The organism is Streptomyces sp. NPDC002845, assembly GCF_053591955.1.
The window spans coordinates 1-14,861 of record NZ_JBSFUU010000090.1 but is presented as its reverse complement, the minus strand read 5'-3'; the positions used below and the strand labels follow the sequence as shown (position 1 = coordinate 14,861).

The following is a 14,861-nucleotide window of genomic DNA, read 5'->3' as shown; positions in this document are numbered from 1 at the left end:
TCGAATGAGCATCGAAGCGCTTCGAAAGAGCCTCGCCGCTCCACCACAAAGGGATCCCCACGTGACCGCACATCCGCCGCCCGCCCTGCCCTTCCGCGACCCCCGGCTGCCGCTCGCGAAGCGCATCGACGATCTTCTGGAGCGGCTCACCCTCGACGAACGGATCGCGTTCCTGCACCAGTTCGCGCCCGCGGTCGAACGCCTCGGCGTCGCCGCGTTCCGCACCGGCCAGGAGGCCCTGCACGGCGTGGCCTGGATGGGCCCGGCGACCGTCTTCCCGCAGGCCGTGGGGATCGGCGCGACCTGGAACGAGGATCTCGTACGCCGGGTGGCCGAGGCCGTCTCGCGCGAGACCCGGGCCATGCGCGCCCGCGACGAACGTGTCGGTCTCAACGTCTGGTCCCCCACGGTCAACCTCCTGCGCCACCCCCTGTGGGGCCGCAACGAGGAGGGCTATTCCGAGGACCCCAAGCTGACCTCCGCGATTGCGACCGCGTACACCCACGGTCTGCGCGGCGATCACCCGACGTACTGGCGCACGGCCCCGGTCCTCAAGCACTGGCTGGCGCACAACAACGAGACGAACCGGGACACATCGTCGAGTTCGGTCCGCCCGCGTGTGCTGCACGAGTACGATCTGCGCGCCTTCCGCGAGACGGTCGAGGCGGGCGCGGTGGCCGGTGTGATGCCGGCGTACAACCTGGTCAACGGCCGCCCCAACCACGTCTCGCCGTATCTGGGTGAGCACCTGCGCGCCTGGACCGAGCAGGACCTGCTGGTCTGCTCGGACGCGGGCGCGCCCTCCAATCTGGTCGACTCCGAGCACTACTTCGACACCCACGAGGAGGCGACGGCGGCCGCGATCAAGGCCGGTGTCGACAGCTTCACGGACCACGGCACGGACAGCTCGAAGATCGTCGAACGGATCCAGGGCGCCCTGGTCCAGGGCCTGCTGACCGCGGACGACATCGACGAGGCGGTCCGCCGCCAGCTCTCGGTCCGCTTCCGCCTCGGCGAGTTCGACCCCCAGGCGGACCCGTACGCCGACCCCACGGACGCCGAGGACTTCGACACCCCGGCCCACCGCGCTCTCGCCCAGGAGGCCGCGGAACAGGCGGTCGTCCTGCTGAAGAACGACGACCTGCTGCCGATCGCCCCCGACGTGCGCATCGCGGTCGTGGGCCTTCTCGCCGACGAGTGCAAGCTCGACTGGTACAGCGGCACCCTCATCCACCGCTCGACGCCGCTGGAGGGCCTGTACGACCGCTTCGGCGCCGATCGCGTGGACTTCGCGGAGGGCGTGGACCGGGTCCGGCTGCGTACGTCGGCCGGAACGTACGTCTCCGTACCGGAAGCGGCCGAGGCCGCCGACGAGGTGCGCGGCGCGGAGGGCGCCCTCGACCCGGCCCTCCTCGCGGGCCGCACGGACCTGCCGCCCCTGACCGCCGACCAGGCCGGCACGGAGCTCGCCCTGATCGACTGGGGCGACGACGTCCTCACCTTCCGCGCGCCGGACGGCCGCTACCTCTCCGTGGCCGACGACGGCTATGTACGCGCCTCCGCCGACCAGCCCGGCGGCTGGGTCGTCCAGGAGACATTCCATCTGGAACCCCATGAGAACGGTCACCTCCTCAAGCACACGGGGACAGGCCGGTACGTCTCAGTCGCCGCCGACGGCGTGAAGGTTGCCGACGAGAACCCGACCGTCTTCGAGGTGGTCATCACCGAGCGCGGCGAGGACGCCGTGACCCGGGTGGCCGCCCGGGCGGACGTGGTGGTGGTCGTCGCGGGCAACGATCCGCACATCAACGGCCGCGAGACGGAGGACCGTACCACCCTCCACCTCCCCGCCCACCAGGAACGCCTGCTCCGCGCGGCCCGCGCCGCCAATCCGAACACGGCGCTGGTCCTGGTCTCGGCGTACCCGTACGCGGTCGACCCCTCCGGCCTCCCGGCGGTCGTCTGGACCGCCCACGGCGGCCAGGCCGCGGGCACCGCGCTCGCCCGTGTCCTCGCCGGTGACGTCTCCCCCGCCGGCCGCCTCCCGCAGACCTGGTACGCCTCCGACGAGGACCTGCCCGACCTGCTCGACTACGACGTGATCGGCGCCCGCCAGACGTACCTGTACTTCGACGGCACCCCGCTGTTCCCGTTCGGGCACGGTCTGTCGTACGCGACGTTCACGTACGAGAACCTCACCGCCCGCCCGGAGGACGACGGGGTGACGGTCTCCTTCACCGTGACCAACACGGGCGAGATGACCGCCGACGAGGTGGCGCAGCTCTACGTCCGCGCCGTGAACCCGTCCGTCCCCCGCCCGCGCCGTGAGCTGGCCGCGCACCGCCGCGTAACGCTCGACCCCGGCGGCTCGACGGAGCTGAGCTTCAAGCTCCCACTCTCGGCCTTCGCGTTCTGGGACGTGGCGCACAGCCGGTGGCGGGTGGAGCCCGGCGCGTACGAGCTGCTGATCGGCGCGTCGAGCGAGGACGTCCGGCTGCGCACCACGCTCGACCTGGAGGGCGAACCGGCCGCCCCGCGCCCGGTCGGCCGGCTCGGCCTGAACGCGGCGGACTTCGACGAGCACCGGGGCATCGACATCGTCGACCGTACGAAGGTGTCGGGCGACGCCGTGACCCCGGCGGACGGCAAGACGGGCGAGCTGCTCTTCAACGACTGCGACTTCGGGGCGGGGACGTCCGAGGTCACCGTGGAGGTGGCGGGCGAGGGCACGGTGGAGTTCTCCCTGAACGGCGGCCCGGTCCTCGCGGTCCTGACGCTCGACACGGCGACCGCGGGCCCGTACGACTACACCACCCTCCGCGCCGATGTCACGGCCGCCGGTGTGCACGACGTCCACCTCAAGCTGCGCGGCCCGCTGCGGCTCGCGCACGTCGGCTTCTCCGGTTGAGGGTCCGGTAGAGGCCGACACAAAGAAGGGGCCCGGCACCGGAAGGCATCGGTGCCGGGCCCTTTCATCCCGGGATCGAGTCTCACCGTACATGAAAACGATTGTCACAAGCTAGGGTGAGTTTCGAGATCTTCCGGGTAATGGGTGTCAGAGGGTGAGCCCGGTGAGCACCATGACCCGCTCGTAGGTGTAGTCGTCCATGGCGAACTTCACGCCTTCCCGCCCGACGCCGGACTGCTTGACCCCGCCGTACGGCATCTGGTCGGCGCGGTAGGACGGGACGTCGCCGATGACGACGCCGCCCACCTCCAGCGCCCGGTGCGCGCGGAAGGCGGTCTGCAGGTCGTGGGTGAAGACACCCGCCTGGAGGCCGTACTTGGAGTCGTTGACTGCCGCGAAGGCCGCCGTCTCGTCCTCGGCCCGCCGCACGGTGAGGACGGGACCGAAGACCTCCTCGCAGGAGATCGTGACGTCCGCCGGTACGTCGGTGAGGACGGTCGGCGCGTAGGAGGCGCCGTCGCGCTTGCCACCGGTGAGGAGCGCGGCACCGGCGTCGACCGCTTCCTGGACCCAGGCCTCGACACGCTTGGCCGCGTCCTCGCTGACCAGCGGCCCGACGTCCGTCTTGTCGTCGGAGGGGGCACCGGTGACCTGGGCCTCGACGGCGGCGACGATACGGGGCAGCAGCCGGTCGTACACGGACGCGTCCGCGATCACGCGCTGCACGGAGATACAGGACTGTCCGCCCTGGTAGTTGGAGAAGGTGGCGATGCGGGCGGCGGCCCGGTCGAGGTCCTCGTCGCTCGCGTAGTCGGCGAGGACGACGGCCGCGCCGTTGCCGCCCAGCTCCAGCGTGCAGTGCTTGCGTGGCACCGAGTCCATGATCGCGTAGCCGACCTTCTCGGAGCCGGTGAAGGAGATGACCGGCAGGCGCTCGTCCTGGACGAGGGCGGGCATACGGTCGTTGGAGACCGGGAGGATGGACCAGGAGCCGGTGGGCAGTGCGGCCCCGGTTCCGGTCCCGGTCCTGGCCTCGGCCTCGGCCTCCGCGAGGAGTTCGCCGATGAGGAGACCGGAGAGCGGCGTGGCCGGGGCGGGCTTGAGGATGATCGGCGCCCCGGCGGCGATGGCCGGGGCGATCTTGTGGGCGCACAGGTTGAGGGGGAAGTTGAAGGGCGCGATGCCGAGGACGACGCCCTTGGGGAAGCGGCGGGTGAACGCCAGCCGTCCCTGGCCGCCGAGGTCGGTGTCGAGCCGCTGCGCCTCACCTCCGTTGAACCGCCGGGCCTCCTCGGCCGCGAACCGGAACACCGACACCGCGCGCCCGACTTCGCCCCGGGCCCACTTGATCGGCTTGCCGTTCTCGGCGGAGATGAGCTGTGCGATCTCCTCCGTGCGCTCGACGAGGCGTCGGCTCACGTGGTCGAGGACGGCGGCGCGGACGTGGGCCGGGGTGGCCGCGAACTCCTCGCGTACGGCGTACGCGGCGGCCACCGCCTCCTCGACCTGGGCCTCCGTCGGCACGCTGACCTTGCCGACGAGCCGACCGTCCCACGGCGAGGTGACGTCGGACGTGGTCTCACCAGTGGCCTGGCGACCGGCGAGCCAGAAGGCGTGGGTGGCAGTCATGTCGAGTACCGGCCCTTCCGAGAGTGATGTGTCGACTTCCGTCCCCCACGGTAGGGCCGGGTCGGTGAAGGGTCGTTTGTCCGGCGCGTCAAAGTCCCCTACGGGGACGCTCCGCTTTGGTGGGGTGGGGGCCCGCGAGGGATCAGATCGCCCCGGCACATCACGCAAAGATCATCAGCAAGGGCTGCTCTCAGCTCACGGTGCCGTTCCCGGCGAGACCCGTGGCGCCATGCGCCTCGACCGATCCCTGCGCCCGCTCGGCCTGGGCCTGCTCAGCCTGGGCCTGCTTGCGCCGACTGTAGCGGATCGTCCAGAAGACCAGGCCGACGAGCACGGTGAACGGCCCGCTGCTGCTGACGCTCACCATGATCGATGTCGACAACGTGTACGTCAGCAGGACGCGAATGGCGGCCTCGACCACGAACGTGACGCCCCACACGACGGTGATCGTCCGCCAGGTGCGCCGGAAGTCGTCGTACCGCCACAGGCTTGCCCACCAGGCGCGACTCGCCTCGGTGCCGTCGGTGGCGAACCTGCGGCCCATGTAGTACGCGAACGGACGCGCCATCACCAGCGTCAGCAGAATCCCCAGGCCGATGATGCCGATCAGCAGCGAATCCTTGATCGGGATCGCGCGGGCGCTGTGGAACGCCGCCATGCTGACCAGCGTCAACCCCATCGGTGATCAATGCGAAGACGCCGAACTCGTCGATCTGGCGGCGGAGCGCATAGATGACACCGATCTCCCCCAGCGGCAGCAGAGAGGCGAGCATCAGGGCGTGCGCCTTGCTCCACCCGTGATCGGTCAGGTAGCTGTAGAGCAGGATCGGCCCGGCGATATTGAAGACGATCGTAGGACCCCAGTGGGCCAGCAGGCCGCGTATGGGATGACCGGACGCCTCCGGCTTGCCTGCGCCTTCAGTCGATGTGATGACGCCGTCCACCGCGTCACGTCCCCCGTCACGTTGATCGCCAATGGTGAACCGAGGCCAGAAGGTCGTCGAAGATCGCACAAGGCGCCCGCCGTCGAGGACAACGCCTCGGCTCGCGACGGCTGTCACACCCCCACGGGGATGGTCCCGTACGCAACGGACAGCTCGTTCTCCTCCACGACCGGATGGTGCCCATGCGCCAAGCCCACTACCTGCTCCGGCGCGAAGGAACCCAGCAACTGACACCGGAAGCACGCGCCTTCGTCCAATGGCTCATCCGCCAGGACATCGAGGACCCACCCCTGCGACCCGCGGCACCACAGTGACCCCAGGTCCCCGCATGCGGCGCGCCTCGACCGTGTAACCAACGCCGCAGGTGGACGTAGTCGTATGCCAAGTGCAACCCGACGTGGCCACGAACATGATCGCCGCCAGCACTTCCCGGTCATGCCGTCCAAGGTGGGTGGGCATGAGCCCGGGGCCAGGGGACAGCGCCCCGGGGATGGGACGGGTACGCCGGGGATGGGACGGGTAGGGGCGGCAGGGGCGCAAACAACCCCCTACTCCCCCACCGCCGTAGCCTTCAGCGCCAGCCACAGCTCCATCCGCACATCCGGATCATCCAGCGACCGCCCCAGAATCTCCTCGACCCGCCGCATCCGATACCGCAAGGTATGCCGATGCACCCCGAGATCCGCCGCGGCCGCATCCCACTGACCGTGCCGCGACAGCCAGGCCCGCAGCGAGGCGACAAGATCCCCCCGCCCTGTGGCGTCATGCTCACGCAGGGCCCGCAGCAGCCCGTCCGCGAAGGCCAGCACGGCGTCATCCGCGAGCAGGGGCAGGACAGAACCGGCGGCAAGCTCCTCGTGCTCGACGAGACACCGCCCCCGCCGCCGGGCCACGGACAGGGCCTGCTCGGCCTGCTTGTACGCGGCGCCCGCGGCGATCGGCCCGGCGGGCGCCGAGAGCCCGACGACAAGCTCGTCCTCGTCGACGACACCCGCCACCGACTCCCGCGCACCCTCGCCCCGCTCGCCCTCCAGCCCCACCGCGAACTCCCCGCACGCGACGACCGCCGCACCCCCGTCCAGGGCGAGCACGACCAACCGCTCCCCCTCCGGCACAACGAGCACAGCCTCACCGGCCCGAGCCGCGGCGGCCTCGACGACCTCGGTGAGCTGTCCGAGCAGTTCACCCACGGGCTCACCGGCCACAACCCCCTTGGCGGACACCAACTCCGCGAGGATCAGCCGGAAAGGCGCGTCCAGCAACTCCCCGTACAGATCCCCGGCCACGGCCCGCGCATGATCGGGCTCCCCGGCAAGCAGCATGCGCAGCACCGCCGCACCGATCCGCTGCTCAGCGGCGTGCAACGACCGCGACCGCTCCGTCGTGAGCGTCAGCAGCGCGATCGCCGAGTGCACGGCGTACCGCTCGGCGGTCCCCGGCGCGGCGGCCGTCCCCACGGCGAGGGCGGCCCGGGCCCGCCGCCCGGTCCCCAGGGAGTGCAGCTCGACCCGGTCCTCACCGCCCGCGCCCACGACCACGCTCGCGGGCGCGGGCCGGTCCCGCAGGCGCTCGACATCCGCCGTAAGACGCGCGGCCCGCCGTACCGCCCACTCGGGCGCGGTGGCGACAACGGCCCCGGAGGCGTCGTACAGCGCGGCCCATCCGTCGACCTGCGAGGCGAGGACGGCGAGGAGCCCTTCCGGTCCGTCGTTCAAGGCCTGCCTGGTCAGTTCCCGCTGCGCCGCGAACCCCGCCGTGACGGCCCGGTACTGGTCGGCGGCGATGGCGGCCGACACGGCTTTGCTGATGGCGAGGAAGGGCGTGGGCCGGGGCACCTCCAGCAGCGGCAGCCGGGCCTCCTCGGCCGCGTCGACGAGGGCCTTCGGGATCTCCTCGTAGTGGACCCCGACTGCGAAGCCCAGCCCGACGACACCCGCCGCGACCAGCCGCTTCACATACTTCCGCATCGCCTTCGAGTCCTCCGCGTCCAGCTTCAACGCGGTGATCAGCAGCAGTTCCCCGCCCTCCATGTACGGCACGGGGTCGGCGAGCTCACTGGCATGCGCCCAGCGGACGGGCACGTCCAGGCGTCCCTCGCCCGCGCGCACGGTCAGCTTGAGCGCGGAGTGGTGGACGAGCGAGGCGAGCGTGGGGGGCATGGGGCCTTCAGTGTCGAGGGGCCCACGATGGGCACGGCCTGCACGGAGACCGCAGCGTTCTTTCGGACACTGCGTATGAACAGCGTATGCCGATTCCGACGCTCCGTACGGTCACCATGAGCCGCGGATCGCCACCCGGCCCCGGCTTCACCCCCGCAGATCCACCAGCAACGGCGGCGCGTGCTCCCCCCGTACGGTCGTCAGCGACAGCACCACATGGCCCGGCGGCACCCCGTGCGCCAGCTCGGACGCCGACCACCGCTCCCGCTCGACCTGCCGTACGGTCACCGCCCGTGCCGTCGGAGCGTGCCCGGTGATCACCCGTCGCAACGCGTGCAGCGCCTTCCCGGCCGGCGTCTCCGCGATGATCTGCCGGTCGGTGACGTCCCGTGCCTCGATCCACTCCTTGCCCCAGACCTCGGCGAAGTCCTGCCCGTCCCAGGGGGTGAGCCCGGAGAACGCCATCCGGCACCCGGTGGCGCCGAGCAGCGGCCCCCGCAAGGGCCGGGGCACGTCGTCCAGGGTCCGCAGCGTCAGCACGACCCCGGCGTGCGCGGACCGCAGCCGCTGGATGCCCCGTACGGCCTCGGGCGTCACGACCCCGGTGGCGTCGTCGAGCACCAGACAGGCGAACAGCGACCGGTCCTCCCGTACGGCCACGCTCGCCGTGAACTGGGCGAGCACCAGCCGTGCCAGGATGCGCGAGGCGTCGGCGTGCCCGCGCTCGGGCAGGTCGATGCGTACCCGTACCGGATGGTCGAGGGCGCGCAGCGAGAAGGGCCGGGACTGGCCGGACGTGTCGAAGAAACCGGCGAAGGCGGGCCGGTCCAGCAGGGCAACCCGGTCGGCGAGTACGGCCGCGACGTCCCCCGGCTGCCCCGACTGCCGGTCCCGGGCGTCGAGTTCCCTCAGCAGCGAGGCCTGCCCCGCGTCCTCCAGCGCCTTGCGCAGCTCCCCCAGCGGCCCGGGAGCCCCGTCCAGCAGCTGCCGCAGTTCGGGTACGGACGGGAAGCGCCCGTGGACCGCCCGGTACGGCCCGAGCAGCTGGGCCAGCACCGTCGTGGACCGCCTGGTGTCCCCGCCGGGATGCGGATCGGAGAGGTCGCCGACGAGCGCCTCGGCGAGTACGGCGGCGGCCTCGTCGGGGTCGGTGGTCCCGCCGTACAGGTCGATGTCGTACACGGATTCGGGATTCCCGACCCGTACGACGACGTCGTACGCGTCCGTGGGCCCGAGCCCGGCGCCGGCCGCGCCCACGACGACCACGGCCGCCCGCCCGGCGAGCGCGTGCAGGCACAGCGACTCGGCCACCGGCCAGACGACCCCGCCGGTCTTGCCGCACCCGGCGGGTCCGACGGCGAGCAGCGAGGTGCCGAGCAGTTCGGGGCCGAGCCCGAGGCCGGTCCCGCGATACGCGTACGGGTTCCGCGGGTCGTCCACGGTGGCCCCCAGCCGTACCTGCCCGGTGACGAGGTCGTGCTGCGCGAGCCGCCCCGGCAGATCACGCCCTCCGGAGGGATGCAGACACGCGGCGGCCCCGTCCTTCAGAACGGCCCCGGTGAAGCTGGCGAGAGTGTGTCGCCCGGTGCGCACGCCCTGCCAGGCCCGCGTGATCCGGGCGTGGTCGACGTCCCGCATCAGCCCCGCGCGGGCCTCGGCGGCAAGCCGGTCGGCGGCGTCGACGGCTCCGGCGGCACGGAGGGCGGGCCACTCGGCGGGGTCCTCCTCGGAGGTGGGCGCCGCCGGCGGTGGCTCCTTGCGACGGAAGCGCGGGGCGACGAAGCGGCGCCACACCTCACCCCAGCGGCCGAGCCGACCGACGCCGAACATGATCAACAAGGCGATGAGCAACTCGTAGGCCGTGTACAGGTTCTGGACCCCGTCCGCTCCGAGGTCGCTGTCCTTACCACGCCAGGAGTCGGGAATGAACAGTTCGAGGGGCAGGTACCACCAGCCGCCCAGGTAGCCGTTCTGGAGCAGGGACCAGAGCAGCCAGCCGACCAGGAAGGCGATCAGCGCCCCGCTCAGCAGCTGCCGCCCCGGAATCTCCTCGGGCTCCTGCTCCTGCCGCGGCCGATGCCCGAACCGCCACACCCCCGGCGCCGCCTCCGGCCGCGCCGCCCGCACCCACGCCAGGAAGGCCGACCCGTCCGCCACCGGCGGCACCCCCGGCGCCTGCGGCGGCCTGGGCGGCACCGCGGGCACCTCCGGCGGCACCGCCGGACGCGGCACAGGAGTCGCATGCGTACCTCGTGCGTCCTGCGTCCCGTCCCTGTCCATCGCCCTTGCCCCTTGACCAGCCGTCCCGTCAACCATCAGCGAGCCAATCTAACTCCCCCACAAGGGGAGTTCACCGTTTACGCGGCCGGGTGGCCGGCAGTGAACCACGACCCAGTCGCAGCCCCGTCATGTCCCTGCTTTGCTCCTGCCATGTCCCTGCTATGTCCACGACGGACAACCCAACCGCCCGACAACGCCCACATGGAGCATGCCCACCCTTCGCTCCCCGCCCTAGCCTGCGAGAAAAGAAGGCAAGAGTCCGTAAAACCCCCAGGAGCCCCACATGACCGCACTTCCGCAGGAGCGCCGTGTCGTCACCTCCATCCCCGGCCCCAAGTCGCAGGAGCTGCAGGCCCGCCGCACCGCCGCGGTCGCGCGGGGTGTGGGGTCCGTGCTGCCGGTGTTCGCCGCGCGGGCGGACGGCGGGATCGTCGAGGACGTCGACGGGAACCGGCTGATCGACTTCGGTTCGGGCATCGCCGTGACGAGCGTCGGCGCGTCCGCCGAGGCCGTCGTCCGCCGGGCCACCGCCCAGCTCGCCGACTTCACCCACACCTGTTTCATGGTCACGCCGTACGAGGGGTACGTGGCCGTCGCCGAGGCGCTGGCCGAGCTGACGCCCGGCGACCACGCCAAGAAGAGCGCCCTGTTCAACTCCGGCGCCGAGGCCGTCGAGAACGCCGTGAAGATCGCGCGGGCGTACACCAAGCGGCAGGCCGTGGTGGTGTTCGACCACGGGTACCACGGGCGCACCAACCTCACGATGGCGCTGACGGCGAAGAACATGCCGTACAAGCACGGGTTCGGGCCGTTCGCGCCCGAGGTGTACCGCGTGCCGGTCGCGTACGGCTACCGCTGGCCGACCGGGCCCGAGAACGCCGGTCCGGAGGCCGCCGCGCAGGCCATCGACCAGATCAGCAAGCGGGTCGGGCCGGAGAACGTGGCCGCGATCGTCATCGAGCCGGTGCTCGGTGAGGGTGGCTTCATCGAGCCGGCCAAGGGCTTCCTGCCGGCCGTCCGGCAGTTCGCCGCCGACCACGGCATCGTGTTCGTGGCCGACGAGATCCAGTCCGGCTTCTGCCGCACCGGCCAGTGGTTCGCGTGCGAGGACGAGGACATCGTCCCGGACCTGATCACCACCGCCAAGGGCATCGCGGGCGGTCTGCCGCTGGCCGCCGTGACCGGCCGCGCGGAGATCATGGACGCCGCGCACGTGGGCGGCCTGGGCGGCACGTACGGCGGCAACCCGGTCGCCTGCGCGGGCGCCCTGGGCTCGATCGAGACCATGAAGGAACTCGACCTCAACGCCAGGGCCAGGAACATCGAGGCCGTCATGAAGGCCCGCCTGGGCGCGATGGCCGAGAAGTTCGCCCACAACGATCGATACAGCATCGGCGACATCCGCGGCCGCGGCGCCATGATCGCCATCGAGCTGGTCAAGGACCGCACCACCAAGGAGCCCGCCGCGGAGGCCACCGCCGCGCTCGCCAAGGCCTGCCACCAGGAGGGCCTGCTGGTCCTGACCTGTGGCACCTACGGCAACGTCCTGCGCTTCCTGCCCCCGCTGGTCATCGGCGACGATCTCCTCAACGAGGGCCTCGACATCATCGAGCAGGCGTTCACCCGCATCTGAACGACTCACACGACTCAGGGGCCACTGGAGGGCAGAGCGCGTGAAGAAGGTGTGCAAGGTGGATGTCGGGACGCGATTGCGTCTGTCCTCGCCGCGGCCCCTGTCGTAGGTTTTAGCCAGATGAGAGATACACCCCGCCCACAGGGAACTGTGGGTGGCACCAGGTCGGGGCCTCCCCAGCTTCGCTCTGGTCGTGCCCTCGCGCACACACACGGAGCTTCCGGCTCCGGATCTCCTCACCGATCGGATGGCCGCCCGCCCCAAACCCCCCGGGGCGTGCGGCACACCGATCCGGACGGCCGGCCTGGAACCACCCCCCCTGTTCCAGGTCGGCCGACCTTCCTCCTTCTCGGCCTTCCGGCCCTCCTCTTCGCCCTGATCACCTGGCAGGTCGTCGCGGACGGGCCGCTCCTGCGTGTGGACGAACGGGTCAGCCGGGCGCTGGTCCGCCCGGACCGTGTCTCCGGACTCCTCGCCGACCTGGGCAATGTCGAGGTCGCGATTCCCGTCCTCGCCGCCGTCCTCGGGTACGCGACCTGGCGGGCGCGCCGCATTGGTAGAGACCGCTGGTGGCTGCCGGGCGCCACGGTGGCGGTTCTGATGGCACTCGTCCCCGTCCTGGTCGTCCCCCTCAAGGAACTCACGCGCCGCGCGGGCACCTCGGTCATGCCTCCCGGCATCGGCTACTACCCCTCCGGCCACACCGCCACGGCCACCATCGCCTACGGTGCCGCGGCCCTGCTCCTCCTGCCCTGGCTCCGCACCGTCCCGGCCCGCCGTACGGTCGTCGTCACCGCTGTCGTTCTCAACCTCGGCGTCGGCTTCGGGCTCGTCCGCCGCGGCTATCACTGGCCCCTGGACGTGGTGGCCAGCTGGTGTCTGTTCATGGTCCCGCTGACGGGGCTCGCGCTGTTCCTGCGGCGCGGGAGCCACAGCGGCCCTCGGCGGAAGTAGCGGTCACCCTCCGGGCGCACCGCACGTGGTCACTGCCGGCCGGCGTCGGCCGCACGGGCGGCCGACGAGAGCGCGGTGAGGTCAGGCATGGGGGATGTGGGGATGGAGCGTGCCCGACTTGTTCCAGATCAATTCACTTGGCTTCACTTGTCATGGCCACCGGCGACCGCCCGGCTAACTCTCCTCCTCGCTCGCGAGCCCCGCCGCCGCCTCGTGCATCGCCAGTTCAAGGAGCGCCGGGTCGGTAAGAGTGCCCATCCCGTCCGGCGGAACCAGCCAGCGGACACCGCCGGTCGACCGGCCCGGGTACGGCACCACGATCCAGGTGCCGGCACCCGCCGTACGCACGCCCGTGCCCAGCCACCGGGACGCCGTGCCCGGGGGCACGAAGAAGCCCATGCGGTCGTCGCCGAAGTCGACTAGCACGGGCCCGGGCTGGTCGAGGATGCGCGTCAGGACGTCGAGCGTGGGGTAGCCCAGCTCACCCGGCAGGATGAGTACGTCCCAGGCCCTGCCGGCCGGGAGCAGGGCGACCCCGAGGGGGTGGCGTTCCCACTCCCAGCGGCAGGCCTCGGGATCCGGCGCTACGGATGCCAGCCAGTCGACCGCCGTCTTGGCCCCAGCCATGAGGGGGACCTTCCTCTCTGTAGATCTCCTGTGGACGCTGGTCGCGTCAGGAGCACAGACAGGGGTCCCGGCCGGGCATTACGCGGGTTCCGCCCACTTGTTGCCAGGTGTTGGTGGTGAACCGGCTCGCAGCGGTTGAGCAGGGCGTACGCCGATGGATCAAGAACACTCCCACGCGCCCTCCAACCCCGCCCAACGTCAACTGTCGAACCCCAGACCCAGCCGGTCCATGGCCCTCAGCCACAGGTTCCGTCGCCCGCCGTGCGCGTCCGCCCGCGCCAGCGACCACTTGGTGAGCGCGATGCCGGTCCAGGCGAACGGCTCGGGCGGGAACGGCAGCGGCTTCCTGCGGACCATGTCCAGCCCGGTCCGTTCGGTGCGCTCCCCCGCCAGCAGGTCGAGCATCACGTCCGCGCCGAACCGGGTCGCGCCCACGCCGAGACCCGTGTAACCCGCCGCGTACGCGACCCGCCCCTGGTGGGCCGTGCCGAAGAAGGCCGAGAAGCGGGAGCAGGTGTCGATCGCGCCGCCCCACGCGTGGGTGAAACGGACGCCCTCCAGCTGCGGGAAGCAGGTGAAGAAGTGCCCGGCGAGCTTCGCGTACGTCTCCGGCCGGTCGTCGTACTCGGCGCGCACCCGGCCGCCGTACGGATAGATCGCGTCGTAACCGCCCCAGAGGATGCGGTTGTCGGCGGACAGCCGGAAGTAGTGGAACTGGTTGGCGCTGTCGCCGAGGCCCTGCCGGTTCTTCCAGCCGACGGAGGCCAGTCGGTCGGCGCTCAGCGGTTCGGTCATCAGCGCGTAGTCGTAGACGGGGACGGTGTACGCGCGCACGCGCCGGACGAGGTTCGGGAAGACGTTCGTGCCGAGGGCGACCTTGCGGGCGCGGATCGATCCGTACGGGGTGCGTACGGCCATGCCGGCGCCGTACGGCTTCAGGGTGAGGGCGGGGGTGTGCTCGTACACGCGGACGCCGAGTCGGAGGCAGGCGCGCTTCAGGCCCCAGGCCAGTTTGGCCGGGTTGAGCATGGCGACGCCTCGGCGGTAGTACAGGCCGGCCAGGAATGTCGGTGAGTCGACTTGTTCCCTCACGGCTTCCGCGTCCAGGAACTCCACGCCCGCCGCTAGGCCGTGGCGCTCCATCTCCTCGTACCAGTCGCGGAGTTCGGCGGCCTGGTGCGGTGCGGTGGCGACGTCGATCTCGCCGGTGCGCTCGAAGTCGCAGTCGAGACAGTAGCGGGCAACCGCCTTCTCGATCTCGTCGAGGTTGCGGGCGCCCAGCTCCTGAAGCGTGTGGATCTCGTCCGGCCAGCGGGTGAGACCGTTGGGCAGGCCATGAGTGAGGGACGCGGCACAGAAGCCGCCGTTGCGGCCGGAGGCGGCCCAGCCCACCTCACGGCCCTCCACCAGCACCACGTCCCGTCGCGGGTCGCGCTCCTTGGCGATCAGAGCGGTCCACAGTCCGCTGTAGCCGCCGCCGACGACCAGCAGGTCGCAGGTCTCGGCGCCGGTGAGCGCGGGCTCGGGGCGGGGCCTGCCGGGGTCGTCCAGCCAGTACGCGACGGGCTGGACGTCGGAAAGAGATTTCGTCCAGTTGTTGCTGTGGCTCATGGCGCTCGGGGCCATGATGTCACTGAGGTTGAACTCGCTATGGCGGGTGGGGATCTGACGTTTCATGATTGTTGCGGTATGCCGGAGGTATGCGGTATGCGCAGGGCGGTGGGCTG

The 14,861-nt window shown here is 71.3% G+C and carries 10 protein-coding genes; 4 read left to right on the top strand and 6 right to left on the bottom strand.

The window, feature by feature from the left end; all coding sequences use genetic code 11:
* Window positions 1-61: 61 nt before the first annotated feature.
* Window positions 62-2,908, top strand: a complete 2,847-nt coding sequence (locus tag ACWD3C_RS40460; RefSeq protein ID WP_451152346.1) for a glycoside hydrolase family 3 C-terminal domain-containing protein — start codon at window positions 62-64, stop codon at window positions 2,906-2,908.
* Window positions 2,909-3,055: 147 nt separating this feature from the next.
* Here ACWD3C_RS40460 and ACWD3C_RS40455 read toward each other — a convergent pair whose 3' ends face one another.
* Both ACWD3C_RS40455 and ACWD3C_RS40450 read right to left on the bottom strand, forming a co-directional pair.
* The gene (locus ACWD3C_RS40455) at window positions 3,056-4,537 is read right to left on the bottom strand and encodes an aldehyde dehydrogenase family protein (RefSeq protein ID WP_451152344.1); all 1,482 of its coding nucleotides are present in this window, start codon (window positions 4,535-4,537) and stop codon (window positions 3,056-3,058) included.
* A 190-nt stretch (window positions 4,538-4,727) separates the two neighbouring features.
* Entirely contained in the window at window positions 4,728-5,195 is a 468-nt protein-coding gene (locus ACWD3C_RS40450) for a VC0807 family protein (RefSeq protein ID WP_451152342.1), read from the bottom strand.
* Between ACWD3C_RS40450 and ACWD3C_RS40445 the strand changes: the two genes are divergently transcribed.
* Window positions 5,194-5,712, top strand: coding sequence for a hypothetical protein (locus ACWD3C_RS40445; protein WP_451152340.1), 519 nt, complete (start codon window positions 5,194-5,196; stop codon window positions 5,710-5,712). The two genes, ACWD3C_RS40450 and ACWD3C_RS40445, sit on opposite strands and share 2 nt — an antisense overlap.
* 317 nt (window positions 5,713-6,029) lie before the next feature.
* On the opposite strand, the gene ACWD3C_RS40440 is transcribed toward ACWD3C_RS40445, so the two are convergent.
* Together ACWD3C_RS40440 and ACWD3C_RS40435 are read right to left on the bottom strand one after the other, a co-directional pair.
* Window positions 6,030-7,640, bottom strand: a complete 1,611-nt coding sequence (locus tag ACWD3C_RS40440) for a PucR family transcriptional regulator (protein WP_451152338.1) — start codon at window positions 7,638-7,640, stop codon at window positions 6,030-6,032.
* A 147-nt stretch (window positions 7,641-7,787) separates the two neighbouring features.
* Window positions 7,788-9,920, bottom strand: a complete 2,133-nt coding sequence (locus ACWD3C_RS40435) for an ATP-binding protein (protein ID WP_451152336.1) — start codon at window positions 9,918-9,920, stop codon at window positions 7,788-7,790.
* Window positions 9,921-10,203: 283 nt separating this feature from the next.
* On the opposite strand from ACWD3C_RS40435, the gene gabT reads away from it, so the two are divergent.
* The gene (gabT, locus tag ACWD3C_RS40430; RefSeq protein ID WP_451152334.1) at window positions 10,204-11,553 is read left to right on the top strand and encodes a 4-aminobutyrate--2-oxoglutarate transaminase; all 1,350 of its coding nucleotides are present in this window, start codon (window positions 10,204-10,206) and stop codon (window positions 11,551-11,553) included.
* Between the two features lie 276 nt (window positions 11,554-11,829).
* Entirely contained in the window at window positions 11,830-12,507 is a 678-nt protein-coding gene (locus tag ACWD3C_RS40425; RefSeq protein WP_451152332.1) for a phosphatase PAP2 family protein, read from the top strand.
* Between the two features lie 174 nt (window positions 12,508-12,681).
* Here ACWD3C_RS40425 and ACWD3C_RS40420 read toward each other — a convergent pair whose 3' ends face one another.
* Together ACWD3C_RS40420 and ACWD3C_RS40415 are read right to left on the bottom strand one after the other, a co-directional pair.
* Window positions 12,682-13,134 carry a hypothetical protein gene (locus ACWD3C_RS40420; protein WP_451152330.1) on the bottom strand — a complete coding sequence of 151 codons (453 nt, stop codon included), beginning with the start codon at window positions 13,132-13,134 and terminating at the stop codon, window positions 12,682-12,684.
* A gap of 198 nt (window positions 13,135-13,332) precedes the next feature.
* Window positions 13,333-14,760: an NAD(P)/FAD-dependent oxidoreductase gene (locus tag ACWD3C_RS40415; RefSeq protein ID WP_451152373.1), complete on the bottom strand. Its 1,428-nt coding sequence runs from the start codon at window positions 14,758-14,760 to the stop codon at window positions 13,333-13,335.
* Between the last annotated feature and the right edge of the window lie 101 nt (window positions 14,761-14,861).